Source organism: Blastococcus mobilis, from assembly GCF_900188025.1.
Lineage (GTDB): Bacteria > Actinomycetota > Actinomycetes > Mycobacteriales > Geodermatophilaceae > Blastococcus_B > Blastococcus_B mobilis.
In genome coordinates, this window is the sequence record NZ_FZNO01000025.1 from 33,208 (window position 1) to 58,608 (window position 25,401).

At 74.3% G+C, this 25,401-nt stretch carries 28 protein-coding genes; 22 read left to right on the forward strand and 6 right to left on the reverse strand.

Annotated elements, in window-relative coordinates; translation table 11 throughout:
• The first annotated feature begins 39 nt into the window (after window positions 1–39).
• From mihF to CHB94_RS19335, 18 genes are all read left to right on the forward strand, one after another.
• Window positions 40–366 carry an integration host factor, actinobacterial type gene (gene mihF / locus CHB94_RS19250; protein ID WP_026855236.1) on the forward strand — a complete coding sequence of 109 codons (327 nt, stop codon included), beginning with the start codon at window positions 40–42 and terminating at the stop codon, window positions 364–366.
• Between the two features lie 45 nt (window positions 367–411).
• Window positions 412–999, forward strand: a complete 588-nt coding sequence (gene gmk, locus CHB94_RS19255) for a guanylate kinase (RefSeq protein WP_089338179.1) — start codon at window positions 412–414, stop codon at window positions 997–999.
• A gap of 77 nt (window positions 1,000–1,076) precedes the next feature.
• Window positions 1,077–1,340, forward strand: coding sequence for a DNA-directed RNA polymerase subunit omega (rpoZ, locus tag CHB94_RS19260; protein WP_089305624.1), 264 nt, complete (start codon window positions 1,077–1,079; stop codon window positions 1,338–1,340).
• A 138-nt stretch (window positions 1,341–1,478) separates the two neighbouring features.
• Window positions 1,479–2,702: a bifunctional phosphopantothenoylcysteine decarboxylase/phosphopantothenate--cysteine ligase CoaBC gene (gene coaBC / locus CHB94_RS19265; protein ID WP_217899384.1), complete on the forward strand. Its 1,224-nt coding sequence runs from the start codon at window positions 1,479–1,481 to the stop codon at window positions 2,700–2,702.
• A gap of 108 nt (window positions 2,703–2,810) precedes the next feature.
• A complete protein-coding gene (gene metK / locus CHB94_RS19270) occupies window positions 2,811–4,007 on the forward strand; it encodes a methionine adenosyltransferase (protein ID WP_089338181.1) in 1,197 nt (398 codons plus the stop codon).
• 85 nt (window positions 4,008–4,092) lie between these two features.
• Window positions 4,093–6,072, forward strand: coding sequence for a primosomal protein N' (locus tag CHB94_RS19275; protein WP_176445650.1), 1,980 nt, complete (start codon window positions 4,093–4,095; stop codon window positions 6,070–6,072).
• Window positions 6,073–6,168: 96 nt separating this feature from the next.
• The gene (locus tag CHB94_RS19280; protein ID WP_089338182.1) at window positions 6,169–6,387 is read left to right on the forward strand and encodes a hypothetical protein; all 219 of its coding nucleotides are present in this window, start codon (window positions 6,169–6,171) and stop codon (window positions 6,385–6,387) included.
• A 76-nt stretch (window positions 6,388–6,463) separates the two neighbouring features.
• Window positions 6,464–7,009, forward strand: coding sequence for a peptide deformylase (gene def / locus CHB94_RS19285; RefSeq protein ID WP_089338183.1), 546 nt, complete (start codon window positions 6,464–6,466; stop codon window positions 7,007–7,009).
• Window positions 6,946–7,935 (forward strand): methionyl-tRNA formyltransferase, encoded by a 990-nt coding sequence (locus CHB94_RS19290; RefSeq protein ID WP_254920776.1) that lies wholly within the window; start codon window positions 6,946–6,948, stop codon window positions 7,933–7,935. Before def ends, CHB94_RS19290 begins: the two co-directional genes overlap by 64 nt.
• Window positions 7,932–9,320, forward strand: coding sequence for an RsmB/NOP family class I SAM-dependent RNA methyltransferase (locus CHB94_RS19295; RefSeq protein WP_089338184.1), 1,389 nt, complete (start codon window positions 7,932–7,934; stop codon window positions 9,318–9,320). Before CHB94_RS19290 ends, CHB94_RS19295 begins: the two co-directional genes overlap by 4 nt.
• A gap of 165 nt (window positions 9,321–9,485) precedes the next feature.
• Window positions 9,486–10,157 carry a ribulose-phosphate 3-epimerase gene (gene rpe, locus CHB94_RS19300; protein ID WP_217899385.1) on the forward strand — a complete coding sequence of 224 codons (672 nt, stop codon included), beginning with the start codon at window positions 9,486–9,488 and terminating at the stop codon, window positions 10,155–10,157.
• Complete coding sequence (gene ribD, locus CHB94_RS19305) at window positions 10,154–11,215, forward strand: bifunctional diaminohydroxyphosphoribosylaminopyrimidine deaminase/5-amino-6-(5-phosphoribosylamino)uracil reductase RibD (RefSeq protein ID WP_254920777.1); 1,062 nt, start codon at window positions 10,154–10,156, stop codon at window positions 11,213–11,215. The genes rpe and ribD overlap by 4 nt, the downstream gene beginning before the upstream one ends.
• 1 nt (window position 11,216) lies before the next feature.
• Window positions 11,217–11,903, forward strand: a complete 687-nt coding sequence (locus tag CHB94_RS19310) for a riboflavin synthase (RefSeq protein ID WP_089338185.1) — start codon at window positions 11,217–11,219, stop codon at window positions 11,901–11,903.
• Window positions 11,900–13,231, forward strand: a complete 1,332-nt coding sequence (locus tag CHB94_RS19315) for a bifunctional 3,4-dihydroxy-2-butanone-4-phosphate synthase/GTP cyclohydrolase II (RefSeq protein WP_217899386.1) — start codon at window positions 11,900–11,902, stop codon at window positions 13,229–13,231. Before CHB94_RS19310 ends, CHB94_RS19315 begins: the two co-directional genes overlap by 4 nt.
• Window positions 13,228–13,758, forward strand: a complete 531-nt coding sequence (ribH, locus tag CHB94_RS19320; protein ID WP_089338186.1) for a 6,7-dimethyl-8-ribityllumazine synthase — start codon at window positions 13,228–13,230, stop codon at window positions 13,756–13,758. The genes CHB94_RS19315 and ribH overlap by 4 nt, the downstream gene beginning before the upstream one ends.
• Entirely contained in the window at window positions 13,758–14,021 is a 264-nt protein-coding gene (locus CHB94_RS19325; RefSeq protein WP_089338187.1) for a phosphoribosyl-ATP diphosphatase, read from the forward strand. Before ribH ends, CHB94_RS19325 begins: the two co-directional genes overlap by 1 nt.
• Window positions 14,022–14,108: 87 nt before the next feature.
• Window positions 14,109–14,975: an ATP phosphoribosyltransferase gene (hisG, locus tag CHB94_RS19330; RefSeq protein WP_089338188.1), complete on the forward strand. Its 867-nt coding sequence runs from the start codon at window positions 14,109–14,111 to the stop codon at window positions 14,973–14,975.
• A gap of 11 nt (window positions 14,976–14,986) precedes the next feature.
• On the forward strand, window positions 14,987–15,457 hold the full coding sequence (locus tag CHB94_RS19335; RefSeq protein WP_089338189.1) for an SSI family serine proteinase inhibitor: 471 nt from the start codon (window positions 14,987–14,989) through the stop codon (window positions 15,455–15,457).
• Between the two features lie 18 nt (window positions 15,458–15,475).
• Here CHB94_RS19335 and CHB94_RS19340 read toward each other — a convergent pair whose 3' ends face one another.
• On the reverse strand, window positions 15,476–16,483 hold the full coding sequence (locus tag CHB94_RS19340; protein WP_089338190.1) for an oxamate carbamoyltransferase subunit AllH family protein: 1,008 nt from the start codon (window positions 16,481–16,483) through the stop codon (window positions 15,476–15,478).
• A gap of 296 nt (window positions 16,484–16,779) precedes the next feature.
• On the opposite strand from CHB94_RS19340, the gene CHB94_RS19345 reads away from it, so the two are divergent.
• Together CHB94_RS19345 and CHB94_RS19350 are read left to right on the forward strand one after the other, a co-directional pair.
• Window positions 16,780–18,702 carry a PucR family transcriptional regulator gene (locus tag CHB94_RS19345; protein WP_089338191.1) on the forward strand — a complete coding sequence of 641 codons (1,923 nt, stop codon included), beginning with the start codon at window positions 16,780–16,782 and terminating at the stop codon, window positions 18,700–18,702.
• A gap of 85 nt (window positions 18,703–18,787) precedes the next feature.
• A complete protein-coding gene (locus tag CHB94_RS19350) occupies window positions 18,788–19,546 on the forward strand; it encodes an SDR family NAD(P)-dependent oxidoreductase (protein ID WP_089338192.1) in 759 nt (252 codons plus the stop codon).
• 90 nt (window positions 19,547–19,636) lie between these two features.
• On the opposite strand, the gene CHB94_RS19355 is transcribed toward CHB94_RS19350, so the two are convergent.
• Window positions 19,637–21,178: a helix-turn-helix domain-containing protein gene (locus CHB94_RS19355; RefSeq protein ID WP_089338193.1), complete on the reverse strand. Its 1,542-nt coding sequence runs from the start codon at window positions 21,176–21,178 to the stop codon at window positions 19,637–19,639.
• Between the two features lie 211 nt (window positions 21,179–21,389).
• On the opposite strand from CHB94_RS19355, the gene CHB94_RS19360 reads away from it, so the two are divergent.
• Together CHB94_RS19360 and CHB94_RS19365 are read left to right on the forward strand one after the other, a co-directional pair.
• Window positions 21,390–22,136 carry an SDR family oxidoreductase gene (locus CHB94_RS19360; RefSeq protein WP_089338194.1) on the forward strand — a complete coding sequence of 249 codons (747 nt, stop codon included), beginning with the start codon at window positions 21,390–21,392 and terminating at the stop codon, window positions 22,134–22,136.
• A gap of 104 nt (window positions 22,137–22,240) precedes the next feature.
• The gene (locus CHB94_RS19365; protein ID WP_254920778.1) at window positions 22,241–23,185 is read left to right on the forward strand and encodes a DMT family transporter; all 945 of its coding nucleotides are present in this window, start codon (window positions 22,241–22,243) and stop codon (window positions 23,183–23,185) included.
• A gap of 131 nt (window positions 23,186–23,316) precedes the next feature.
• Here the strand turns inward: CHB94_RS19365 and CHB94_RS19370 are convergent, their stop codons facing one another.
• The 4 genes from CHB94_RS19370 to CHB94_RS19385 all read right to left on the reverse strand — a co-directional run bounded on the left by CHB94_RS19370 (window position 23,317) and on the right by CHB94_RS19385 (window position 25,212).
• The gene (locus tag CHB94_RS19370) at window positions 23,317–24,102 is read right to left on the reverse strand and encodes a DUF998 domain-containing protein (RefSeq protein ID WP_089338195.1); all 786 of its coding nucleotides are present in this window, start codon (window positions 24,100–24,102) and stop codon (window positions 23,317–23,319) included.
• Window positions 24,090–24,521 carry a hypothetical protein gene (locus CHB94_RS19375; protein WP_089338196.1) on the reverse strand — a complete coding sequence of 144 codons (432 nt, stop codon included), beginning with the start codon at window positions 24,519–24,521 and terminating at the stop codon, window positions 24,090–24,092. Before CHB94_RS19375 ends, CHB94_RS19370 begins: the two co-directional genes overlap by 13 nt.
• A 60-nt stretch (window positions 24,522–24,581) precedes the next feature.
• Complete coding sequence (locus CHB94_RS19380; RefSeq protein ID WP_089338197.1) at window positions 24,582–24,782, reverse strand: hypothetical protein; 201 nt, start codon at window positions 24,780–24,782, stop codon at window positions 24,582–24,584.
• 76 nt (window positions 24,783–24,858) lie between these two features.
• The gene (locus tag CHB94_RS19385) at window positions 24,859–25,212 is read right to left on the reverse strand and encodes a hypothetical protein (RefSeq protein WP_089338198.1); all 354 of its coding nucleotides are present in this window, start codon (window positions 25,210–25,212) and stop codon (window positions 24,859–24,861) included.
• Window positions 25,213–25,401 lie beyond the last annotated feature (189 nt).

Sequence of the window (25,401 nt, forward strand, 5' to 3'; positions counted from 1 at the left end):
GGTCGAACAACGGCCGGCGAACGACACGATTGGGTCGCCATGCCCCTGCCTGACCTGTCCCCGGAACAACGCGCTGCAGCCCTCGAGAAGGCCGCCGCCGCCCGCAAGGCGCGGGCCGAGCTGCGAGAGCGGCTCAAGAGCAAGGGCGCCACGGTCGGCGACGTCCTGAAGCAGGGCGAGACCGATGAGGTGATCGGCAAGATGCGCGTCTCCGCCGTCCTGGAGTCCCTGCCCGGCGTGGGCAAGGCGCGTGCTGCGAAGATCATGGAGCGACTGGAGATCTCGCCGACCCGCCGCGTGCGCGGTCTGGGAGCCAACCAGCGGAAGGCGCTCGAGGCCGAGTTCAAGGACGAGAAGGTCGTCTGACGGTTCGGCGGAGACGCACGGACGAACCCTGGACGAGGACGACGAGTGGTTTCAGGCAATGCGGCGCGGCTGACCGTGCTGTCCGGCCCCTCCGGGGTCGGGAAGGGGACGGTCGTGGCCGAGGTCCGGCGTCGGCACCCCGACGTCTGGTTGTCGGTGTCGGTGACCACCCGTCGTCCTCGTCCGGGTGAGGTCGACGGTGTGCAGTACCACTTCGTCGACGACGACGAGTTCGACCGGCTGATCGAGAACGACGGCCTGCTGGAGTGGGCCGAGTACGCGGGAAACCGGTACGGCACCCCGGTGGCCCCGCTCCGGGAGCGGCTGGCCACCGGTGCTCCGGCACTGCTGGAGATCGAGTTGCAGGGCGCCCGCCAGGTGCGGGCCCGGGATCCCGAGGCGCAGCTGGTCTTCCTGGCGCCCCCGTCCTGGGCGGCGCTGGAGAGCCGGCTGGCCGGCCGGGGCTCGGAACCGCCCGCCGTCCAGGAGCGCCGGCTGGCCCTGGCGCAGGCGGAACTGGACGCCTCCGGCGAGTTCGACGCGATCGTGGTCAACGACGACGTGGAACGCGCCGCGGACGAGTTGGTAAGCTTGCTGACTGCGCCCTCGCCCGGCCTCGTGCCAGGGGAGTAGTGCCCACGAGGAAGAGCACCGCCGGCGGTCCCCGCCGGCCGCTTCCTCCCGCTATCGAATGAGGAGCACGCCCGCCCGTGTCCGGAGTCGCACCTGCCCCCGAGGGCATCACCAACCCGCCGATCGACGAGCTGCTCGAGCGCACCAGCAGCAAGTACGGCCTGGTCATCTTCGCCGCCAAGCGTGCGCGCCAGATCAACGCCTACTACAGCCAGCTCTCCGAGGGCCTGCTGGAGTACGTCGGCCCGCTGGTCGACACGGCCCCGCAGGAGAAGCCGCTGTCGATCGCGCTCCGCGAGATCAACGAGGGTCTGCTGACCCACACCGCCGGCGACAACTGAAAGCGGACCCCCTTCTCCCCGGAAGGGGGCCGACGGCGGGTCCCTGCAGAAGCCCCGTTCCAGTACGTCACCTGGATTGATGAGAAGGCACCCGGCAGCGACTGCCGGGTGCCTTCTCGTATTGGGAGGATGGACGGCGTGAGTTCGATCGTGCTCGGCGTCAGCGGGGGAGTGGCCGCCTACAAGGCCGCCCTGCTCCTGCGTGCCTTCACCGAGGCCGGGCACGACGTGCGCGTGGTGCCCACACCGGGTGCCCTGCACTTCGTGGGCGCCGCGACGTTCGAGGCGCTGTCGGGCAACCCGGTCACCACCGACGTCTGGTCCGACGTCCCCGAGGTCGCGCACGTGCGCATCGGCCAGCACGCCGACCTCGTGGTCGTGGCCCCCGCCACCGCGGACCTGCTGGCCCGGGCCGCCATGGGCCGCGCCGACGACCTGCTCACCGCCACCCTTCTGACGGCGTCCTGCCCGGTCGTCTTCGCGCCTGCGATGCACACGGAGATGTGGTTGCACCCGGCCACGCAGGAGAACGTGGCGACCCTGCGCCGCCGGGGCGCGATCGTGCTGCCGCCCGCCGTCGGGCGGCTCACCGGTCCGGACTCGGGGCCGGGACGGCTTCCCGAGCCGGCCGACATCGCGGCGCTGGCCGCGGTCGTCCTCGAGCACGGCGCCCCGGCGCTCGGTCAGGACCTCGACGGCAGGCGGGTGGTCATCAGCGCCGGCGGCACCCGTGAGCCACTGGATCCGGTGCGGTACCTGGGCAACCGGTCGTCCGGCAAGCAGGGCTGGGCGCTGGCCCGCGTCGCCGCCGCCCGCGGCGCCGACGTCGTCCTGGTCGCGGCCAACGTCGACCTCCCGGCTCCCTTCGGCGTCCGCACCGTTCCGGTGGGGACGGCGGAGGAGCTCCGTACCGCCATGCGCGCCGAGGCCAAGGACGCCGACGTGGTGGTCATGGCCGCCGCGGTCGCCGACTTCCGGCCCGCCACGGTCGCGCCGGACAAGCTGAAGAAGGGGTCGGCCGCCGAGCCGGACTCCGTGCCTCTCGTGCGCAACCCCGACGTCCTCGCCGAACTGGTCACCGAGCGCGCGGCGGGGCAACTGGTCGTGGGGTTCGCCGCGGAGACCGGGGACGCCGACGGCGACGTGCTCACCCATGCCCGGGCCAAGCTGGCCCGAAAGGGCTGCGATCTGCTCGTGGTCAACGATGTGTCCGCCGGGCAGGTGTTCGGCCGGGCGCACAACGCCGCCGTGGTCCTCGCCGCCGACGGTTCCGCGACGGAGATCCCGCACGGCAGCAAGGACGCGGTGGCCGCCGGGATCTGGGCGACCGTGGTCCCGCGCCTGTCCGGGTTCCCGCACTGAGCGGGCGCAGTCGGGTGGGCGCACGTCCGGGGCCCGACAGCCGGTAGCGTCTGGCACCGGGCCGTGCTGGAGCGGTCCGTCTCGTCCCCCCAGGTTAGGGAGTGCCGCGTGCCACGCCGTCTCTTCACCTCCGAGTCGGTCACCGAGGGCCACCCGGACAAGATCGCCGACCAGATCAGCGATTCGATCCTCGACGCCATGCTGGCCCAGGACTCGCGCAGCCGTGTCGCGGTCGAGACGATGATCACCACGGGGCAGGTGCACATCGCCGGCGAGGTCACCACCGCCGGGTACGTCGACATCGCCTCGATCGTCCGAGACACGGTGCTGCGGATCGGGTACGACTCGTCGCGCAAGGGCTTCGACGGCGCCTCCTGCGGGGTCAGCGTCTCCATCGGGGCGCAGTCGCCCGACATCGCCCAGGGCGTGGACACCGCCTACGAGGCGCGCACGTCCGGCTCGGCCGAGGACGAGATCGAGCGCCAGGGCGCCGGCGACCAGGGGCTGATGTTCGGGTACGCCACCGAGGAGACCCCCGAGCTCATGCCGCTGCCGATCGCGCTGGCCCACCGGCTGGCCCGCCGGCTGTCGGCAGTGCGCAAGGACGGGTCGGTGCCCTACCTCCGGCCGGACGGCAAGACCCAGGTGACGGTCGTCTACGAGGACGACCAGCCCGTCGCCGTCGACACGGTCGTGGTGTCCTCGCAGCACGCCGAGGACATCTCCATCGAGCAGCTGCTCACTCCCGACATCCAGGAGCTCGTCGTCGAGCCGGAGCTGGCCGCCCTGGGTCTGCCCACCGACGGCTACCGGCTGCTGGTGAACCCGACCGGCAAGTTCGTCATCGGCGGGCCCATGGGCGACGCCGGACTCACCGGCCGCAAGATCATCGTCGACACCTACGGCGGCATGGCCCGCCACGGCGGCGGCGCGTTCTCGGGCAAGGACCCGTCGAAGGTCGACCGGTCCGGCGCCTACGCCATGCGCTGGGTGGCCAAGAACGTGGTCGCGGCGGGCCTGGCGCGCCGCTGCGAGGTGCAGGTGGCCTACGCCATCGGCGCCGCCCACCCGGTGGGGTTGTTCGTGGAGACGTTCGGCACCGGCACGGTGGCCGACGAGGTCCTCGAGAAGGCGATCGGTGCGGCCTTCGATCTGCGCCCCGGTGCGATCGTCCGCGACCTGGACCTCCTCCGCCCGATCTACGCGCCGACGGCCGCCTACGGGCACTTCGGCCGGAGCGACGTCGAACTCCCGTGGGAGCGCCTGGACCGGGTCGACGCGCTGCGCTCCGCCGTGGGCGTCTGAGAAAGGACCCCCTTGCCCCCCGCCGCTCGCGCGCTCGCGGCGGGGCCCTGCAAGGAGGCCGTTCCCACACGTCACCGAGCTCGCGATGAGCCTCCAGCCGGGGCGACGGGTGGCCCGGGTCGTCGTCGACGTGCCCCTCGCGCATCTGGACCGCCCGTTCGACTACGCGGTGCCGGACAAGTTCGCCGACATCGTGCAGGCGGGCTGCCGGGTGCGGGTGCGATTCCGCGGCCGGCTGGTGGACGGCGTCGTCTGGGAGCTGGGCGACAGCACGGACTTCGTCGGCTCGCTCCAGCCCCTGTCGCACGTGCCCTCCGGGGAGCCGGTGCTGACCCCGCAGGTCGCGCGACTGGTCCGGACGGTCGCCGATCGCTACGCGGGCACGGCCGGCGACGTCCTGCGGCTCGCCCTGCCGCCCCGCCGGGCCGCCGCCGAGAAGCGGCCGTCGCCGACCCCCGCGGAGCTGCCGGAGGGCCCGGATCCGGCCGGCTTCGCGCGGTACCAGGCCGGGCCCGCCCTGCTGGACGCCCTGGCCGAGGGCCGGCCGGCACGGGCGGTGTGGACGGCGCTGCCCGGCGAGGACTGGCCGGCCCGGCTGGTCGAACTGTGCCGGGCCGCCCTGTCGGGACGGCGGGGAGCGCTGGTCGTCGTCCCTGACGGCAAGGACCTCGACCGGCTCGCGGCGGCGGCCGGACGGCTGCTGCCCGAGCACTCGTGGACGGTGCTGCGCGCCGACGACTCGCCCGAGAAGCGCTACCGGCAGTTCCTCGCTGCCTCCCGGGGCGCGGCCCAGGTCGTGCTGGGCACCCGGGCGGCGATGTTCGGGCCGGTGCGCGACCTGGGCCTGGTGGTCGTGTGGGACGACGGCGACGACCTGCACTCCGACGAGCACGCCCCCTATCCGCACGCCCGCGACGTCCTGATCCAGCGCGCCTGGCTGGACAACTGCGCCGCGGTGGTCGCCGGGACGTCGCGGACCGCGGAGGCCGCCCTGCTGGTCGAGTCGGGTTGGGCCCAGGAACTCGGAGCCGAGCGCGCCGTCCTCCGGGCGGCCGCGCCCCGGGTGCAGGCGCTGGGGGACGACTTCGAGCTCGCCCGCGACCCGGCGGCCCGCTCGGCCCGACTGCCCTCGCTCGCCCACGAGGCCGCCCGCCGGGCCCTGGCCGCCGGCGCCCCCGTGCTGGTGCAGGTACCGCGCCGGGGATACGTCCCGTCGCTGGCCTGTGCGCGGTGCCGGGCGCCGGCGAGGTGCGCGCACTGTGCCGGTCCCCTCGGCATCTCGCCGCGGCCCGGTCCCGGAGGCGCCCGGATCCCGGCCTGCCGGTGGTGCGCGCGGCCGGCGGCCACCTTCGACTGCCCGCACTGCCACGGCACGAAGCTGCGCGCTTCCGTGGTGGGGGAGTCGCGCACGGCCGAGGAGCTCGCCCGGGCCTTCCCCGGCGCGGCGGTACGCACCTCGGGGAGCACCTCGGGAGTGCTCGCCACGGTGCCGGGCGGGCCGGTGCTCGTCGTCGCGACACCGGGTGCCGAGCCCGTGGTCGAGGGCGGCTACGGCACGGCGCTCCTGCTCGACTCGTGGGCGCTGCTGGGCAGGGCCGATCTGCGAGCGGCGGAGGAGACGCTCCGCCGCTGGATGAACGCGGCCACCCTCGTGCGTCCCGCCTCGGCGGGGGGTCAGGTCGTCGTCGCGGCCGACGCCGCGCACCCCGTCGTCCAGGCCCTGGTGCGGTGGGACCCCGCGTGGCTCGCCGCCCGGGAGCTCGCCGACCGTCGCGAGCTGGGTTTCCCGCCGGCGACCCGTATCGCATCCGTGGCCGGATCGCCGGAGGCGCTGGCGGACTTCCTGGAGGCGCTGCGGTTGCCCGCGGACGCCGATGTGCTGGGGCCGGTGCCGGAGCCGGCGCGACGGGGCCAGGAGAGCGAGCGCGAGCGCTACCTGGTGCGCGTGCCCCGCAGCGAGGGGGCTGCTCTGGCCCACGCGCTGACCGAGGTGCAGGGAGTCCGCAGCGCCAAGAAGGCGCCCGAGCACGTCCGGGTGCAGCTCGATCCGCTCGACCTCGTCTGAGCGGGGTGTCGCGCGCGCGGCCCCGGGGTAGCCGGTCGGAGCCCTCGGGAGTTCAGAGCAGCAGCTCCCGTCCGGCCCGCTATCGGAGGAGCTTCCGTGGATGCCACCAATCCCCAGCCGCACAGTGGCGAGGGCCCCCGGCCCCAGGACCTCAAGCGGGGCGGCCGCAAGATCCTCCTCGCGTTCCTCGCCTTCCTGGTGGTGGTCGCCGTCATCGTGGCGCTGACCAACATCGGCGGCGACGACGACCCCAGCGGCGGCGGCGAGCAGGGCATGGGTGCGACGGGAACCGTGGAGCTGGTCGGCCCCTCCTGATGGACTCCCGGCACGGGTCCGGTCGCGAGCGTGCGGGCGCCGGGGGGCCGAGAGGTCCTTCTTCTACGATCGTCGGGTGAGCGTCACCCCCATCCGGCTCTTCGGCGACCCGGTCCTCAGGACGCCGGCCGCGCCGGTCGTCGACTTCGACGAGGAGCTGAGGCGGCTGGTCGGTGACCTGACCGAGACGATGTTCGCGGCCGGCGGCGCGGGCCTCGCCGCCCCGCAGCTCGGCGTGGGCCTGCGGGTCTTCACCTGGTACGTCGACGGCGAGGTCGGGCACCTGGTCAATCCGGACGTGACGCCGGTCGGCGACGAGACGGAGGAGGGCCCGGAGGGCTGCCTCTCCATCCCGGGCTACCGCTGGGACTGCCGTCGCCATCTGCACGTCGTGGCCACCGGCTGGAACATGCACGGCGACCCGGTGCGGGTCGAGGGTTCCGAGCTGCTCGCCCGTGCCATCCAGCACGAGACCGACCACCTCGACGGCGTCCTCTTCGTCGACCGGCTCGACGCCGAGGCACGGGCGGCCGCGCTGGCGGAACTGGAGGAGGCGGAGTGGGCCGGCATGGCGGCGTACCTGCCCGCGCCGGCCCCCGTCGTGAAGGTGAGCCCCCACTGAGGCTCCTGTTCGCCGGCACACCGGCGCCCGCCGTTCCTTCGCTGGAGGCGCTGCTCGCGTCCGACCACGAGGTCGTCGCCGTCCTCACCCGCCCCGACGCGCGATCCGGCCGGGGCCGGAAGGTCGCCCGGTCACCGGTGGCCGAGCGTGCCGACGGCGCGGGACTGCCCGTGCTGCAGCCGCGGTCGCCCCGGGAGCCGGAGTTCCTCGACCAGCTCGCCGCGCTCTCCGTCGACTGCGTGCCGGTCGTGGCCTACGGCGCGCTCGTGCCGCAGGCGGCCCTCGACGTGCCGGTGCACGGGTGGGTGAATCTGCACTTCTCCCTGCTGCCCGCCTGGCGTGGGGCGGCCCCCGTGCAGCACGCCATCATGGCCGGCGACGACGTCACCGGTGCGTCCACCTTCCGCTTGGAGGCGGGCCTGGACACCGGCCCCGTCTTCGGCACGATCACCGAGCCCATCGGCCCCCGCGACACCGCCGGCGACCTGCTGGGCCGCCTGTCGGTCAGCGGCGCCGGTCTCCTCCTCGCCACGCTCGACGGGATCGCCGCCGGCGGGCTGGTCGCCGTACCCCAGCCGGCCGACGGGATCAGCCTCGCGCCCCGCATCGAGCCCGCCGATGCCCGGGTGAACTGGGATCTGCCGGCCCACGTGGTGGACCGGCGCATCCGTGGGGTGACGCCGGCGCCCGGTGCCTGGACCACCTGGCGCGGCGACCGTCTCCGGCTCGGCCCGGTCGAGCCGGTCGCCGACGGCCCCGGCCTCGCCGCCGGAGAGCTGACGGTCGGCTCGGGAGGCGTGCTGGTCGGCACCGGTCACGGCCTCGTCCGGCTCGGGGAGGTGCAGCCCGCCGGCAAGCGCATGCTCCCCGCGCTGGACTGGACCCGCGGCGCCCGGCCCGCGCCCGGCGAACGGGTGGGCGCATGACCCGGCCTCCCCGCCGGCCCGGCCGGACACCGGGGCGGCGGCACCCGGCCACCCGACGCCGGGAGCTCGACGGCGCCCGCCTGACCGCCTACGACGTCCTCGACGGCGTCTCGTCGCGGGCCGCGTACGCCAACCTGCTCCTTCCGCAGTTGCTGCGCGAGCGGCAATTGGACGTGCGCGACGCGGCCTTCGCCACCCAGCTGGCCTACGGCACCCTGCGGGCCCAGGGCACCCTCGACGCGATCCTGGCCGGGCTGGTGTCGCGCCCCCTCGGCGAGCTCGACCCCCGGGTGCTCGACCTGCTCCGGCTCGGCGCCTACCAGCTGATCGATCTGCGGGTCCCGTCGCACGCCGCGGTCGACACCACCGTCGACCTCACCCGGGCGATCGTCGGCACGGGGGCCTCGGGCCTGGTCAACGCGGTGCTCCGCAAGGTCGCCGCCGGTGGCGACCGGGACCAGTGGCTGAGCACGCTGGGTGTCGCCGGCGAGGAGCGGCTCGCCCTGGCGACCAACCATCCGCGCTGGATCGTGGACGCCTGGCGCGATGCGCTCGGCGGGGAGGGCGAGCTCGAACCGGCGCTGCTGGCCGACGACGCAGCGCCGGAGGTCCACCTGGTGGCCCGCCGGATGGGCCGCGACGCCCTGGTGGAGGAGTCGGGTGGCGAGGCCGGGCCGTGGTCGCCGTTCGCGGTGCGGCTGCACGGCGGGGACCCCGGCCGGCTGGCCTCGGTGCGGTCGGGTGTCGCAGCGGTGCAGGACGAGGGCAGCCAGGTGGCCGGGCTCCTGCTCACCCGGGCCCCGCTGGAGGGCCGGGACGAGGCCTGGCTGGACATGTGTGCCGGTCCGGGCGGCAAGGCCGGGCTGCTTGCCGCCGTCCGCCCCGAAGGTGTGCGGCTGACCGCGGCAGACCGGGCGCCGCACCGTGCCGAGCTGGTGCGGAAGGCCTTGGCCGGCGAGGCCGACGTCGAGGTGCTGGCCGCCGACGGGACCGCGCCGCCGTGGGAGTCCGGATCGTTCGACCGGGTGCTGCTCGACGCCCCGTGCACGGGGCTCGGTGCGCTGCGGCGCCGGCCCGAGGTGCGCTGGCGACGGACCGAGGACGACGTGCCCCCGCTGGCCGACCTGCAGGCGGAGCTGCTCGCCAGTGCGCTGGCCTCGGTCCGAGTCGGCGGCGTGGTCGCCTACGTGACGTGCTCGCCGCACACGGCGGAGACGGCGGACGTGGTGGACGCCGCGGCGGCGCGGGACGGCGTCGAGGTGCTGCCGGTCGCGCCGCTGTTCCCGGAGATCCCGGGCATCGAGCGTGACGACTACGGGCAGCTCTGGCCGCACCGGCACGGCACGGACGCCATGTTCATGGCGCTCCTGCGGCGTACCCGCTAGACCGAGGCCCGGGGGAGCCCGGTCGCGGCCTCGACCGGCACGTCGCTCATGGAGGGCTCGCTCGGAGCCGGGGCCGCGGCAGCCTGGGCCCGGAACCGGCACCGGCCCGCGCCGGGACCCTCCGTCCGGAAGAGCGGGATCGCCGCCCACCTAGACTCGGCGGACGTGTCCCGGGAACCGATGATCGCGCCTAGCCTCCTGTCGGCGGACTTCGCCCGCCTGGCCGAGGAGACGCAGCGGGTCGCCGACGCCGACTGGCTGCACGTCGACGTCATGGACGCGCACTTCGTCCCCAACCTCACCCTCGGGCTGCCCGTCGTCGAGGCGATCCAAGCGGTCAGCCCCGTTCCCCTCGATTGCCATCTGATGATCGAGGACCCGGAGCGCTGGGCCCCCGGGTACGCCCAGGTCGGTGCGCACAACGTCACGGTGCACGCGGAGGCCTGCACCGACCCCCGCGCCGTCGCCCGGGACATCCGCGCCGCCGGTGCGCTGGCCGGCCTCGCGATCAAGCCGGGCACCCCGCTCGACCAGTACCTCGACGTGCTGCCCGACTACGACACGCTCCTGGTCATGAGCGTGGAGCCGGGCTTCGGCGGCCAGTCGTTCATCCCCGACGTCCTGGCCAAGGTGCGGACCGCCCGTGAGCTGGTCGACACCGGGCACCTGAAGCTCCTCGTGGAGATCGACGGCGGCATCAACGCCGACACCATCGAGCAGGCCGCCGAGGCCGGTGTCGACGTGTTCGTCGCCGGGTCCGCGGTCTACGGTGCCGACGATCCCGCGAAGGCGATCGCCGCGCTCCGGGCGCAGGCCGCCGCGGCGACGTCCGGGTGACCACCCCTCTCGCCGAGCCGCGCGCCATGGCCCGCGCCCGGGAGCTCGGGCTGTCGGTCCTGGGCACGACCAGCCCGAACCCCGCGGTGGGCGCGGTGATCCTCGACTCCGCCGGCACCCCGGTGGGGGAGGGGGCGACGGCTCCTCCCGGCGGGCCGCACGCCGAGGTGACCGCCCTCGCGCAGGCCGGGGAGCGGGCGCGGGGCGGGACCGCCGTCGTCACCCTGGAGCCGTGCGCGCACACCGGGCGCACCGGCCCCTGCGCGGACGCGCTGATCGCCGCCGGCGTGGTCCGCGTGGTGATCGCCGTTCCCGAGCCCACCGAGCTGGCCGGTGGGGGAGCGGACCGCCTCCGGGCCGCGGGCATCGCCGTCGAACTCGGCGTCGAACGGGCCGAGGCGGAGGACGGCGCACTGGCCCCCTGGCTCACCGGCGTCCGGGAGCACCGGCCGTTCGTCGTCTGGAAGGTGGCCGCCACCCTGGACGGGCGGGTCGCCGCCGCCGACGGCAGCAGCCGCTGGATCACGGGGGAGCAGGCCCGGGCGGCGGTGCACCGGCTGCGCGCCACGTGCGACGCCGTCGTCGTCGGCTCGGGCACCGCCGTGACCGACGACCCCCAGCTCACCGTCCGGGACGCCGACGGGCGGACGACCGGCCGGCAGCCGCTCCGGGTCGTCGTCGACCGCCGCGGGCGGCTCGCGCCGACCGCCCGGGTGCTCGACGACGCCGCGCCGACGCACGTCAGCCGCGCCGGCACCCCGGCCGAGCTGATGGCCGAGCTGTTCGACCGCGACGTCCGCCGGGTGCTGCTGGAGGGCGGCCCGACCCTCGCCGCGGCCTTCCTGCGCGCCGGTCTGGTGGACGAGGCCGTCGTGCACCTCGCGCCCACCCTGCTGGGCGCCGGACCCTCCCTGGTGGGGGACCTGGGAATCAGCACGATGGCCGGTGCGCTGTCCTTCCGGATCGTCGATCTCCTCCCGATGGGCGGGGACGTGCAGATCCGGCTGCGGCCCACCCGGCACACTGGGGGGCACCAGCACACGGACGGAGGGAGTTGAGGTGTTCACCGGCATCGTGGAAGAGGTGGGCACCCTCGTCGTCCGTGAGGACCAGGACGACGCTGCGCGCCTGGAGATCCGCGCGCGCCGAGTGCTCGAGGGCGTCGCGCTGGGGGACTCCATCGCGGTCGACGGTGTCTGCCTTACCGTCACCGAGATCGGTGACGGCGTCTGGAGCACCGATGTCATGGCCGAGACCCTCCGGCGCAGCAGCCTCGGTAAGGCGGAGGCCGGGAACCCGGTCAACCTGGAGCGCGCGGTGACGGCGCACACCCGGCTCGGAGGCCACCTGGTGCAGGGGCACGTCGACGGCGTCGGGACCGTGCTGTCCCGCATGCCGAGTACCCACTGGGAGGTCGTCCGCATCGGGCTGCCCCCCGAGCTGACGCGCTACGTCGTCGAGAAGGGCTCGATCGCCGTCGACGGCGTCTCGCTCACCGTGAGCGCCGTCAGCGCTGTCGACGTCCCCGGCCCCTGGTTCGAGGTCAGCCTCATCCCCACCACCCTCCGCGAGACCACGCTCGGCGGGCGTGCCCCGGGAGAGCCCGTCAACCTGGAGGTCGACGTGATCGCCAAGTACGTCGAGCGCCTGCTCGGGGGTTCGTCGGTGAGCGAGCCCGCGAGCTCCCGCGGAGACAGAGCACGCATCGGCACGAAGCCGACGAGCGCTAGCGAGGAGGACTCGTGACGAACCCCCTGGCGCGCCTGGACACCATCGAGACCGCCATCGCCGCCATCAAGGACGGCCGGCCGGTCGTCGTGATCGACGACGAGGACCGCGAGAACGAAGGCGACCTGATCTTCGCCTCCGAGCTGGCCACCCCCGAGCTCGTGGCGTTCATGGTGCGGTACACGTCCGGCTACATCTGCGTGGCCGTCACCGAGGCCGACGCCGACCGCCTCGACCTGCCGCCGATGTTCCGGGTCAACCAGGACCGCCTCGGCACCGCCTACACCGTCACCGTCGACGCCCGCGAGGGTGTGACGACCGGTATCTCCGCCGCCGACCGGGCCACGACGATCCGGACGCTGGCGGCCGCTGAGACCACGTCGGCCGACCTCGCGCGTCCCGGCCACATCGTGCCGCTGCGGGCCAAGGACGGCGGCGTCCTGCGCCGGCCGGGCCACACCGAGGCCGCGGTCGACCTCGCGGTGCTCGCGGGGCTGCGGCCGTCCGGGACGCTGTGCGAGGTCGTCAGCGAGAAGGACCCGACCGGCATGGCCCGCGGCGAGGAACTGCGCGTCTTCGCCGACGAGCACGACCTGGTCATGATCTCCATCGCCGACCTGATCGCCTACCGCAAGCGGTTCGACAAGCTGGTCGAGCGGGTCGCCGAGGCCACCGTCCCGCTCGCGCCCGGCGTCTTCACCGCTGTGGGGTACCGCAGCTCCTACGACGAGCGCGAGCACGTGGCCTTCGTCTACGGCGACATCGGCGACGGCGAGGACGTCCTCGTGCGCGTGCACTCCGAATGCCTCACCGGCGACGTCTTCGGGTCGCTGCGCTGCGACTGCGGGCCCCAGCTGCAGGCCGCGCTGGCCGCCGTGGCGCAGGAGGGGCGCGGGATCGTGCTCTACATCCGCGGGCACGAGGGCCGGGGTATCGGCCTGCTGCACAAGCTGCAGGCCTACCAGCTCCAGGACCTGGGCGTGGACACCGTCGACGCCAACCTCGACCTCGGACTGCCCGCCGACGCCCGTGACTACGGCACCGGCGCCCAGATCCTCGTCGACCTCGGGGTGCACACCATGCGACTGCTGACGAACAACCCGGCCAAGCGCGCCGGGCTGGAGGGTTACGGCCTGCGCGTCCTGGGCCGGGTGCCGCTGCCCAGCCACGTGACCGCGGAGAACCTCAGCTACCTGCGCACGAAGCGGGACCGGATGGGCCACCTCCTCGACATCATCGAGCCGCCGGCCAGCTTGGAGGAATCGATGGGGCCCGCGGACACCCCGGCGCACGCCGACCCGATCCCGGGGAACGTTCCCCTGCGCGTCGACGAGCAGCCGACATGAGTGGCTCCGGAGCGCCCGTCGTGGAACCGGTCGGCGCGGCCGGCCTGACGCTGGGCATCGTCGCCACCACCTGGCACGCCGAGATCACCGACCAGCTGCTGGCCCGCGCCGTCGAGGCGGCGAAGGCCAGCGGCATCGCCGACCCCACGGTGGTCCGCGCACCCGGCGCCGTCGAGCTGCCCGTGGTCGCCCAGGCACTCGCCGAGCGGCACGACGCCGTCGTCGCCCTGGGCGTGGTCATCCGCGGGGGGACGCCGCACTTCGAGTACGTCTGCGACGCCGTCACCGCGGGTCTCACCCGGGTGGCGCTCGACGCCGGGAAGCCCGTGGGCAACGGTGTCCTCACCTGTGATACCGAGGAGCAGGCACGCGACCGCGCCGGGCTGCCCGACTCGGCCGAGGACAAGGGCTGGGAGGCGGCGGTCGCCGCCCTCGCCACGGCCCTCACGCTGCGCGGTCTGCGCGTCCCACAGCGGGCGACCGGTTTCTCCGCCTCGCCGACCGGCGCCCTGCGGGACGGCCGCTGATGAAGACGTTCGACGAGCTGTTCGCCGAGCTGTCGGCGAAGGTGGCCGCCGCCGACCCGTCGTCCGGCACCGTGCAGGCCGTGCGCGACGGCGTGCACGCCGCCGGCAAGAAGGTCGTCGAGGAGGCGGCGGAGTCCTGGATGGCCGCCGAGCACGAGACCGACGAGCGGACCGCGGAGGAGGTCAGCCAGCTCCTCTACCGGGTGCAGGTCCTCATGCTCGCGCGCGGTCTGACGCTCGACGACGTCTACGCCCACCTGTGATCTCGATCCACTGATCGCCCACCCACGCCCTGTCCTCTCCCACCTCCCACCGTCCCCTCCCACCCCCACCGACAAGGAGTCGCTCCGGTGCTGCGCATCGCCGTGCCCAACAAGGGCGTCCTGAGCGAGCCCGCGGCCGAGATGCTCGCCGAGAGCGGATATCGCCAGCGGCGGAGCACCAAGGACCTGGCGGTCTATGACCCGGACAACGACACCGAGTTCTTCTACCTCCGGCCCCGTGACATCGCCGTCTACGTCGCGGCGGGCACGCTGGACGTCGGCATCACCGGCCGCGACATGTTGCTGGAGACCGCTCCCGGGAACGGCGACGACCACGCCGCGGTCGAGGTGATGACGCTGGGCTTCGGACGGTCGTCCTTCCGGTTCGCGACGCCGCTCGAGTCGGGCGTGGAGAAGGTCGAGCAGCTGGCCGGGAAGCGGATCGCCACCGCCTATCCCGTCCTGTTGCAGCGCTACCTCGACGAGGCGGGCATCTCGGCCGCGGTGGTGAAGCTCGACGGAGCGGTGGAGACCGCCTGCCGGCTGGGCGTGGCCGACGCGGTCTGCGACGTGGTCGAGACCGGGACGACGCTGCGCGCGGCGGGCCTGCACATCATCGGCGAGCCGGTGCTCACCAGCGAGGCCATCCTGGTCCGCCGCGCGGGCGCCGAGGAGATCCCGGCCGTCGCCCAGCTGCGCCGCCGGCTGCGCGGTGTCCTCGTCGCGCGGCAGTACGTGATGCTCGACTACGACTGCCCGAACGAGATCCTGCCGCAGGCCACCGCCATCACGCCGGGGATCGAGGGGCCCACGGTCAGCCCACTGCAGACCCCCGGCTGGTCGGCGGTCCGGGCGATGGTGGCCCAGACCGACACCAACCGGGTGATGGACGAGCTGTGGGAGCTCGGCGCACGCGCCATCCTGGTCACGAGCATCCACGCCTCACGCATCTAACGGAGCTGACCATGCGCCGGCTGCTCGCCCTTCCGCTGCTCGCGTCGCTGGCAGTGCTTGCCGCCTGCGCGTCGCCGTCGGACGACGACGGCGCGGGGTCGTCCGGCGGGCCCGGCGATCCGGCCGTGGGGCAGGGTGTCTCGCGGGCCGGCGACGACCTGCAGGTGGTGGTCGACCGCGGCGACGGCTCCGCCCCCGAGCAGTGGACGCTGACCTGCGCGGGCAACGCATCGGGCACCCACCCGGAGGCGGAGGCCGCGTGCGCGCACCTGGCCGGCCTGGCGGACCCGTTCGCGCCCCTGCCGGACGACGTCGTCTGCACCCAGCAGTACGGCGGCCCCGAGACCGCGCACGTGACCGGCAGATGGAACGGCGAACCCGTCGACCTCCGGCTCGCCCGCACCGACGGCTGCCTCATCACGCAGTGGGACAGCCTCGTCCCGTTCGTGCCGCCGCCGATCGGGGTGGACCCGATCGGCTGACGGCCGTCCCGCCCGGCCTCAGCGGGGGCGGGTGGTCCGGTCGACCAGGTCGATCGCGGTGCACAGACCGAGCGCCATCGCCCGGCCACTGGTCGCACCCGTCGCCAGCAACCCCGCCATGGCCGGAGCCAGCGGCCGCTCACCGACCAGCGCATGGAGGACGGCCGCGTACTCGCCGCTGACCCGGCCGCACGCGGCGTGCCGGAGCAGCGCCCGGGACAACTCGGTCGTGCGGCCGGCCGCCAGGGCGTAGACGCCCGCCGCGAACCGCTCGGCCGACGGGTGGCCGAGCAGGACCAGGCCGGCGACGGTGCCGGCCATGACGTCGTCGCCGGCCGGGGTCAGACCGGGGCCGAGGCCGACCAGCCGGGTCGCGGTGCGGAGGGCTGCGTCGAGGTCGGCACGGCGCACCGCTCCGCGCAACGCGGCGAGCGGTCCACCGGGCCCGACGGGCAGGCCGGGCAGGGTGAAGGCGCTGTGGGGCACCCCCTCGCCGTAGAGGGCGTTGCGCAGCTGGCGCACCCCTTCGGGCAGCAGCGCCGGCCGCAGGCTCGGCAGCTTCGGCCGCGGGTTCCACCAGGCGGCGGCGCTGACGGCCAGGTCGCCGACGACGATCCGACCACCACCGACCTCCGCCGGTGCGCCGGCCGGGACCCCGACGAGCGGACGGCCGTTGCTCGGGCGGAACAGCACACAGCCCAACGGCAACCGGGCGGCGTCATTGGTCAACACGCCGACGACGTCGCCTCCGCGGTCGTTGGGGATGTGGATGTACACGGCGGCGGGCACGCTCATGAGCACCCGCGCCGGGCGCACCGGCCCGCGCAGGAGCTCCGCGACACCGGTGCTCGCCGCGGCCGGCACCGCAGTGGCCGCGCGGGCGGGTCGGGCGGTCCGTGCGGCCGCCCGCGCCGAGGCGCGAGGAAGAGGGATCGTGGGAACTCCGGCGCGCGCAGCTCGGCCGCGCTGCGGCGCACCCGTTTCGTGGCGGCTGCCCGCGGCACTGGTCTCGTCGAACACGCGCATGTCGACCCTTCGGCGGAGGGGCGACGGGAGGCGCCCTGATACCCCCCGCCAGGTCCCGTTCCACGCCCGCCGTGCACGGAGGGTGGGTGATCGCCGAGGTGCGGCGACGGCCTACGATCCAGCAAACGGGGTGGCCCGGGTCTCGAACCTATGCGGCGCGTCGCACGCCCTCGTATGGCGGAACTCGCCAAGAATGGACCTGGCTGTCCGGGGACTCCTGACAGGCTCCAGCGGTGTGGCAACCTGGACCGCGACAATGAGGGGGATGCGTCGTGACCCACGGTGAGGCTTCACTGATGACTCCCACGCACCGTGACGGCTCCGTTCCGTTCCGGCGCAACTGGGCCGTCGCCGAGTCGCGGGCCGAGACGCCGCGCGACGACCGCAGCAGTTGGCAGGAGCGGATGGGCCTGACGGTCGAGGAGGCGCTCCGCCTTCCTGGGCTCGGCGGTACTCAGGTGGCTGCGGGATCGGCAGGCCTGGGCCGCGTGGTGCGGCACATGGTCGTCGACGACCCGGCCGATCCGCTGGCGGTGGCAGGGCCGGACGTGCTCGTGGTCCTCGGTGCGCGCCTACCGCCCGCCGACCGGGTGAACTGCCGCGCCCTCGTGGAGCGGCTGGAATCCATGGGCACCGCGGCGCTGGCCTTCCGTCGGACCGAGGGGCCCGCACCGATCCCCGGCGAGGTGCTCGCCGAGGCCGACCGCCGGGGCCTGCCGGTGCTGGCCCTGCCCGCCGGGGTCCGCCTCGACGAGATGGTGTCCGAGGTTCTGGGAGCCGTGGTCACCAAGCAGAGCCAGGCGCTGGCGCTTTCCTCCCGGATGGACGACGAGTTCATGGAGGTGGCCCTCACCGGCGGTGGGCTGGCCGAGGTGACGCAGCGGCTGGCCGTGATGCTGGAGGGGACCGCCGTTCTCGGGCTGGGCCCGGACCGGGAGATCGTCACCAGTGCCGGACCCCGGGACGACGTCGTCGAGATCGGCGACTGGCTGTGGCTGCTGGACGCCGCGGCCGACGACGCTCTGGCCGAGCTCGCGCCGTCCCGCCGACTGTCCGGCGTCCGGGCCGACCAGACGGTGGTCACGCCGGCCGACGTGCTGGCGGACGCCGATCTGTCCCCGGCCGACGGCATCCTGCTCGTCCCCGGTCATCACGAGCTGCCCGGCGGCGTCGGCGAGTACGCCGTCGCGCCGATCATGGCCGGGGAGCAGCGGCACGGCTGGCTCGTCGCGGTGCACCGGAGCGGCGCGATGATGCTGGGCGCCGGTGGTGTCCTCGAGCGTGCCGCGGTCATCGCGGCGCTCTCGGTGATCCGCCTCCAGGCCGTGCACTCCGTGGAGCTGCGATTCCAGGGGGACCTGGTGCGCCGGCTCGTCGGAGGGTCCGTGGGCCACACCGAGCGGACGCTGGCCTACACCCGGTCCTTCGGATGGCGGCTCGACGGCCCCGTCGCCGTGCTGGTCACCGCCACCGAGACCGTCGCCGACGCCGCGGCGGACCCGACCAAGGCCCTCGACGTCCTGGACCGTCTCGCCGACGGTTGGCGGGCCGCTCTCGAGCCGGAGGTCGCCGGAGCCGCCGTGGCCGGGCTCGCCACCGAGATCGTGACGCTGCTGCCGCTGGACGGCCGGACGCCGGAGGAGCTGTCGGCCCTGGTCTCCGCAGTGACCTCACGGGTCAACGGCCGGTTGCGCCGGGTCGGGCGGCTGCTCGGCACCGGTATCGGCCGGCCGGCGGACTCGCTCTCGGCCCTGGCCGAGGCGCACCGGCAGGCCCAGCGGGCGCTCGGCGTCGGCCAGGAGATCCACGGCGGCTCGGCCGTCACGCACTTCGATCAGCTGGGAGTCTTCCGGCTCCTGTCGCTGATCCCCGACAGCACCGAGCTGCGGACCTACGTCGACGAGGTGCTCGGCCCGCTGGCCGATGCCGCGGACCCCGACTCCGCCGACCTCCGCGACACCCTGCGGGTGCTGCTGGAGACCAACCTCAACGTCGCGGAGTCCGCACGCCGGTTGCACTTCCACTACAACACCATGCGCTACCGGATCGGGAAGCTGGAGCGGCTGCTCGGCCCCTTCACCACCGATCCCACGCTCCGGCTCAACCTGCTGCTGGCGCTGCACGCGGCGCGGATGCGCGGGCTGGACCAGCCGCACCGGCCGCCGGTGGAGGCCGGCCTGAACCTGCCGCTGGACGACGGTCTGGACGCGCTGGTCTGAGACCCGGCCGCGCCAGGACTGCGGACGCCCCGGCTGGGGCAGGCTGGGGTGGTGCCGCACGGGGCGGCGTCCTGAGGAGGTTCCCGTGACCGAAGCCGTCCGTCCCCTGTCCGGCAAGGTCGCGCTGGTCACCGGCGCGTCGTCGGGCATCGGCGAGGCCACCGCCGTCGCCCTCGCCGAAGCCGGTGCCGCGGTGGCGATCGGGGCACGACGCAAGGATCGGCTCGACGCACTGGCCGGCCGGCTGCGCGAGGACGGCGCCGCGGTGCTGCAGCTGGACCTCGACGTCACCGACGAGCAGGCGTGCGCGGACGCCGTCCGCCGGACTCGGGAGGAGCTCGGCGGGCTCGACGTCCTGGTGAACAACGCCGGGGTGATGCTGCTCGGCACGATCGTGGGCGCCGACCCCGAGGACTGGCGCCGGATGCTCTCCACCAACGTCCTGGGCGTCATGTACATGACCCACGCCGCGATCGAGGGCATGGTCGAGCAGGGGTCGGGCGACATCGTGAACATGTCCAGCGTCGCCGGGCGGACCGTGCGGAAGGGCGCGGGGGTCTACAACGCCAGCAAGTGGGCGGTGAACGCCTTCAGCGAGTCGCTGCGGCAGGAAGTGACCGGCCGGGGCGTGCGGATCTCCCTGGTCGAGCCGGGCGCGGTGGCGACCGAGCTGCGCGACCACATCACCCAGCCGGCGGCGAAGGCGTCGGCTGAGCAGATGTACACGAGCATGCGCTCGCTGGAGTCCGAGGACATCGCGCGCGCCGTGGTCTACGTGGTCAGCCAGCCGCCGCACGTCGCCGTCAACGAGATCCTGGTGCGCCCCACCGACCAGGAGCGGTAGAGAAAGGACCCCCTCCTCCCCACCCCTCGCACGCTCGGGGCGGTACCCGGGAGGGGGCCTTGGCCAGGAGGTCCTCGGTCCAGGAGGTCCTCAGTCGTGGAAGACCTCGAGGTCGGCACCCATCTCCACCAGGCGCTCGTAGAGGTGTTCGTAGCCGCGGGCGATGATGTCGACGTTGCGCAGGACCGACGTCCCCTTCGCCGCGAGCATCGCCAGGAGGATGCAGACGGCGGGGCGCAGCGCCGGCGGGCAGACGACCTCGGCGCTGGACCAGCGGGTCGGCCCGTTGACCAGCACGCGGTGCGGGTCCATCAGGCGGACGTCGGCACCGAGCCGGGTGAGGTCGGACAGGTGGATGGCACGGTTGTCGTAGACCCAGTCGTGGATCAGCGTCGAGCCGGCCGCCTGCGCCGCGATCACCGCGAAGAACGGCAGGTTGTCGATGTTGAGGCCCGGGAACGGCATCGGGTGGATCTTGTCGATGGGGGCGTGCAGCTCCGACGGGTGGATCGTGATGTCGGCCAGCCGGGTGTGCCCGTTGTCGGCGAGGTACTCCGGCGAGAGCTCGTAGCGCAGGCCCATCTCGGCGAGCACGGCCAGCTCGATCTCCAGGAAGTCGATCGGCGCACGCTCGACGGTGAGCTCGGAGCCGGTGACGATGCCGGCGGTGAGCAGGCTCATCGCCTCCACCGGGTCCTCGCTGATCGTGTAGTCCACGTCGGCGTCGAGGACCGACCGGCCGTGGACGACGAGCGTCGTCGTCCCGAGGCCGTCGATGCCGACGCCGAGCAGCTGCAGGTAGAGGCACAGGTCCTGGACCATGTAGTTGGAGCTGGCGTTGCGGATGACGGTCGTGCCGTCGGTCCGGGCGGCGGCGAGCAGGGCGTTCTCGGTCACGGTGTCGCCCCGCTCGGTCAGCACGATGGCCCGGCCGGGGGCGCCGGTGTGCCGCACGGTGGCGTGGTACTCACCGGCCCGGGCCTCCACCTCCAGGCCGAAGGGGCGCAGCGCGATCATGTGCGGCTGGACGGTGCGGGTTCCGAGGTCGCAGCCGCCGGCGTAGGGCAGCTCGAAGGTCTGCGCGCGGTGCAGCAGCGGGCCCAGGAACATGATGATGCTGCGGGTGCGGCGCGCGGCGTCGGCGTCGATGGCGGCGAGGTCCAGCTCGTCGGGGACGACGAGGGTGAGGTCGCGCCCGGCCGGGTCCCAGGTGGCCGAGACGCCGATCGACCGGAGCACGTCGAGGATGCGCTCCACCTCCACGATGCGGGCCACGTTGCGCAGCGTCGTCCGCCCGCGGTTGAGCAGCGCGGCGCAGAGGAGGGCGACGGCGGCGTTCTTCGACGACTTCACCACGACGCTGCCACGGAGTGGATGCCCGCCGTTGACCCGCAGATGGGTGGGCCCGGTCGGTCCGAGACTGATCAGCTCGCTCTCCAGCGCGGCGGAGAGCCGGTCCAGCAGCTCGAGGGTGAGGTTCTGGTTGCCCTGCTCGATGCGGGCGATCGCGCTCTGGCTCGTGCCGAGCCGCGTGGCCAGCTGCTGCTGGGTGAGCCCGCGGTGCCTGCGGGCGTCGCGGACCAGGGCCCCGATGCGGTGCGTGCTGGACTGGGGAACGTCGGTGAGCGTCACGGGGGCAGATTATCTCGCATATGAGATAGAGCCCGGTTCCGACGCGCAGAGCGCGAGCACCCGGTGCAGCCGGCGCTCGCGCGGCGACGTCAGGTCAGGGTCGTCGCGAGGGTTCCCCGCCAGTCGAACAGCACCGCCCGGAAGCCCACGACCGACATCCTGCCGTCGGCAGGGGGTGCGCGCGTGGGGGCATGCCCGCCAGACTGCGGCGATGGACGTACTCGTCACCGGTGGGACCGGACGGCTCGGGCAACGGCTGACGGCGCCTCTGCAGGCGGCGGGGCACACGGTCAGGCAGATGTCGCGGCGCGGTACGGGACCGGGCGGGGTCCGGGGTGACCTGGCGACCGGCTTCGACCTGACGTCGGCTCTGGGCGGCGCCGAGGCCGTGGTGCACGCGGCCAGCGATCCGCGCGGCGACCCGTGGCAGGTCGACGTCGCCGGCACCCGCCGGCTGGTGGAGGCGGTCGACCGCAGCCGGATGCGGCACCTGGTCTACGTGTCGATCGTCGGGGTGGACCGGATCCCGTACGGCTACTACCGCGCGAAGTTCGCCGCCGAGCAGGTGCTGCTCGCCTCCGGTCTCCCGGTGACGCTGGTGCGGGTGACCCAGTTCCACGACTTCGTCGACACCCTGCTCGACACCGCCCGCCGCGGGCCGGTGCTCCCGGTGCCGATGGGCTGGCAGGTGCAGCCGGTCGACGTCGGCGAGGTCGCGGCGCACCTCGCCGAGGTGGTCGGCCGCCCGCCGGCGGGCGGGGTGGTGGAGTACGGGGGTCCGGAGGCACTCTCCGCCGCCGACCTGGCCCGCGCGTGGGCGGGGGTCCGTGCCCCCGGTGCCCACGTCGTGGTCACGCCCGTGCCGGGGAAGCTGGGCGCGGCGTTCCGCGACGGCGCGGCTCTGCCCACCGGCGGCGAGCGGGGACGACGGACCTACGGCGAGCATCTCCGCGGCTGAGCCGACCGCGCGTCTCCTGCCAGAACCCGCAGCGCGACGGACGGGGCCGGTGCGAGGTCCGATATCCGCCGGAGACCGTCGGGCCCGCCGCCTACTGTCCGGGCGTGAGCATCCAGGCCCTCGTCCCCGTCCGGTCGGCCGCGCCACCCGGTGGCCGGACGATCGCCGCTGTCGTCGTCACGGTGCTCGCCTGGGCGTCAGCCTTCGTGGCCATTCGCGGGGTGGGGGAGGACCTGTCTCCGGGGGCGCTGGCACTGGGTCGCCTCCTGGTCGGCACGGCGGTGCTCGCCCTGCTGATGGTCGGCCGCGGCTGGGTGCGTCCGCGCGGGCGGGAGTGGGGGCTGCTGGTCGTGTGCGGGGTGGGTTGGTTCGGCGTCTACAACGTGGCGCTCAACGCCGCCGAACAGCACTTGGATGCCGGCACCACGGCGATGCTGGTCAACATCGGCCCGATCCTGATCGCCGTCTTCGCCGGGCTCCTGCTCGGTGAGGGCTTCCCCCGGTGGCTGGTCGCCGGCATCACCGTCGCGTTCGCCGGCGTCGTGCTCATCGGGCTGGCCACCCGGAGTGCGCAGACCGACGTGGCCGGCGTCGTCCTGTGCGTGGTGGCGGCGGTCACCTACGCGGGCGGAGTGGTGGCCCAGAAGCCGTTGCTGCGCCGGCTTCCCGGGCCGCAGGTCACCCTCATGGCCTGCGCCCTGGGCGCGGTCTGCTGCCTGCCCTGGGCCGGCGTGCTGATCGACGAGCTGGCGTCGGCGCCGGCCGGCTCGGTCCTCGGCATGGTCTACCTCGGAGCGGTGCCGACGGCGCTGGCGTTCAGCACCTGGGCCTACGCCCTGAGCCGGATGGACGCCGGACGGCTCGGCGTGACCACCTACCTCGTCCCGCCTCTGGTGATCCTGCTCGGCTGGCTGCTGCTGGACGAGGTGCCGCCGGCGCTGGCGCTGGCCGGTGGCGCGGTCTGCCTGGCCGGCGTCGCCCTCTCCCGCCGGCGCGACCGGGTGCGCCGGCCGGTCGCGGTCGCGCAGGAGGCCGGCCCGACGGCCTGAACCCTGGCGTGCTGCGCGGGCCCCCTCGATCCACGACACCCAGCCGTGGCGATTCACCGCCGCACCCGACCGGCGGCCCGTCGGCGACGTGCTGCGCTTCGAGCCCCCGGCCGGCTGAGCCGCTCCGGCGATCAGTCGCGCGGTCGCGCGGGGCCGGACCGGGGGGCGCCGGCGTCGATCTCGTCGGATCCGTGGGCGGCCGGCCGCGTGCTCCCCGTGCCGGCCGCCAGGGCCTCGTCCCGGACGCGGGCGCGGGCTTCCCGCTCCGCACGCGCCCGCTCCCGCTCCTCCCGCCGGGACGGACGCTCCGTGTCCACGGGGATCCGGCCCAGCCGCCACAGCGCGGCTCCGGCCAGGGCCAGCCCGAGCGGCAGGGGATAGGCCGCGGCTCGCTCCGTGCCGCCCTCGCCCAGGTAGGCGGTGACTCCGGTCAGGAAGAAGACCGTCGCCGAGGTGGCGATCAGGCCGAGCAGGGCCAGCGTCGTCGCGACGGCCTCCGACCGCGGGCGCACCGCGTACGCCAGAGCGATGAGCCCGAGCCCGCCGCCGACGAGGTAGAGCACGGCGCCGACCGCATGCGCGGTGGGGCTGCTGTCGGTCGGGAAGACGCCCACCAGCAGCACGCCGAGCGCGGCCGCGCCGAGAAGGACCGGCGCGACCTGGGCGGCACCCCGGAGGAGGACCGGGCGGAGCAGCAGGGCTCCACCGAGGATCAGGGCCGCCTGGACGACGAAGGAGGCGTTCATCAGCTGGTGGGCGGCCGACTCGGCGGCACCCAGTGCGCTGATGACGTCGTCGGCCCGGGAGTAGCTCCCCGCGTACCGCGCCTGGGCGAGGGTCTCCATGACGAAGAACTGGAGGGTCAGCAGCCAGGCGATCGCACCCCAGCGGAGCCGGTTCGGGTTCACGTCGCCCATCGTCCCAGGCCGTCGTCGCGGACCCGGTCGAGCACGGCCGCGAACTCTTCCGCGGACAGCCACGACGGGTTGCTTCCCGCGGGCATCCGCAGCACCTCGGCCGCCGCCATCCGCGGGTCGGCCATGAGCTCGGAGCGGGGAACCGGTTCGGTCAGCAGCGTCAGCCGCACCGGGACGACGGGTCCCTCGGGACGGTTCTCCACGTGCCCGGTCACCTCGCCCAGGGCGTGGACCCCGGGGCGGTCACGGCCGCTGAGCCAGAGCAGGCAGGGCTGGCCGGCCGCCATCAGGTCCAACCGGTAGGAGGGGCGCACGCACCGGTCGAGGACTCGTGACGCGGCAGCCGGCCAGCCGGGGGACAACGTCGCCGGAGGCTGGGCGCTCTTGAGCACCCAGCAGGCGACGTCACCCGCGCTCACGGCCCTTCTGCAGGGCCCCGCCGCGAGCCTGCGAGTGGTGGGGGGCAGGAGGGTCCTCTTTCAGTCCGTGGCGGAGTGGAACTGGGCGCCGGCGGGATCGGCGTCGTCGGAGCCGACGGCCTGACGCTCCTGCTCGGTGCGGTGCTGGAGGACCTCGTCGTCCGGGTGCGGGTCCTTCGCGTGCTGCGTGCGGTCGCGGGTCGGGTGCTCCTCGGGCTGGAGGACGTCGTCGAGGCTGGGGGTGTCGTTCGGGCCGGTCATCGGTGCTCCGTCCTTCAGGAGTGATCGTCTGCGTCCCGCCCATAGCCGCCACCGGCAATGGCAAACCACGCCCGCGTCAGCGAGGTTCGAGCCTGGCGGCGGGCAGCCAGGCCTCGACCAGCGCCGGCCCGTGCGGGCCGGCGACGGTGTAGGCGACCCGGCCCTGCCAGCTGCCGTCGCGCTGCCGCCACTCGACGAGGAGACCGGGCCAGATCCCCGGCGCGTCCGGTGGATTGCGCACCCAGCAGTGCCGTCCCTCGCCGCCCTCCCCGGCGGCCGTGCTGTTCCCCGGGGCCGGTGCGGAGGACCGGTCCGGACCGACCGCGACGGGCTCGCCGGGCGGCCCGGCCATCCCGGAGCGGATGCCGGAATTGACTGCGCGCTCGCCGAGCGAGCGGCCGGACCGTCCGGGATGCATACCGCCTGCCACGCGGGAAGTGTCGCACGAAGATCGAACAGGCGTTCGACGCATGGCGTGTCGTGAAACAGCTGGGACGTGCGTGAGCCGTGCGGGGAAGAGTTCGCAGCGCAGGTCTTTCCTGTTACGGGCCCGTCACATAGCGTCCGGTTCGGCGTCACCTGACGCACGTAGCGTCCCTCCGCGTCACCGTCCGTTCCT

Coding starts and splice junctions, on each gene's coding strand:
- CHB94_RS19380 (WP_089338197.1), bottom strand. CDS start 24,782: ATGACCGGCCCGAACGACACCCCCAGCCTCGACGACGTCCTCCAGCCC.
- CHB94_RS19345 (WP_089338191.1), top strand. CDS start 16,780: ATGACTCCCACGCACCGTGACGGCTCCGTTCCGTTCCGGCGCAACTGG.
- CHB94_RS19340 (WP_089338190.1), bottom strand. CDS start 16,483: ATGCGCGTGTTCGACGAGACCAGTGCCGCGGGCAGCCGCCACGAAACG.
- mihF (WP_026855236.1), top strand. CDS start 40: ATGCCCCTGCCTGACCTGTCCCCGGAACAACGCGCTGCAGCCCTCGAG.
- CHB94_RS19335 (WP_089338189.1), top strand. CDS start 14,987: ATGCGCCGGCTGCTCGCCCTTCCGCTGCTCGCGTCGCTGGCAGTGCTT.
- CHB94_RS19360 (WP_089338194.1), top strand. CDS start 21,390: ATGGACGTACTCGTCACCGGTGGGACCGGACGGCTCGGGCAACGGCTG.
- CHB94_RS19275 (WP_176445650.1), top strand. CDS start 4,093: ATGAGCCTCCAGCCGGGGCGACGGGTGGCCCGGGTCGTCGTCGACGTG.
- CHB94_RS19370 (WP_089338195.1), bottom strand. CDS start 24,102: ATGGGCGACGTGAACCCGAACCGGCTCCGCTGGGGTGCGATCGCCTGG.
- ribH (WP_089338186.1), top strand. CDS start 13,228: ATGAGTGGCTCCGGAGCGCCCGTCGTGGAACCGGTCGGCGCGGCCGGC.
- CHB94_RS19325 (WP_089338187.1), top strand. CDS start 13,758: ATGAAGACGTTCGACGAGCTGTTCGCCGAGCTGTCGGCGAAGGTGGCC.
- CHB94_RS19295 (WP_089338184.1), top strand. CDS start 7,932: ATGACCCGGCCTCCCCGCCGGCCCGGCCGGACACCGGGGCGGCGGCAC.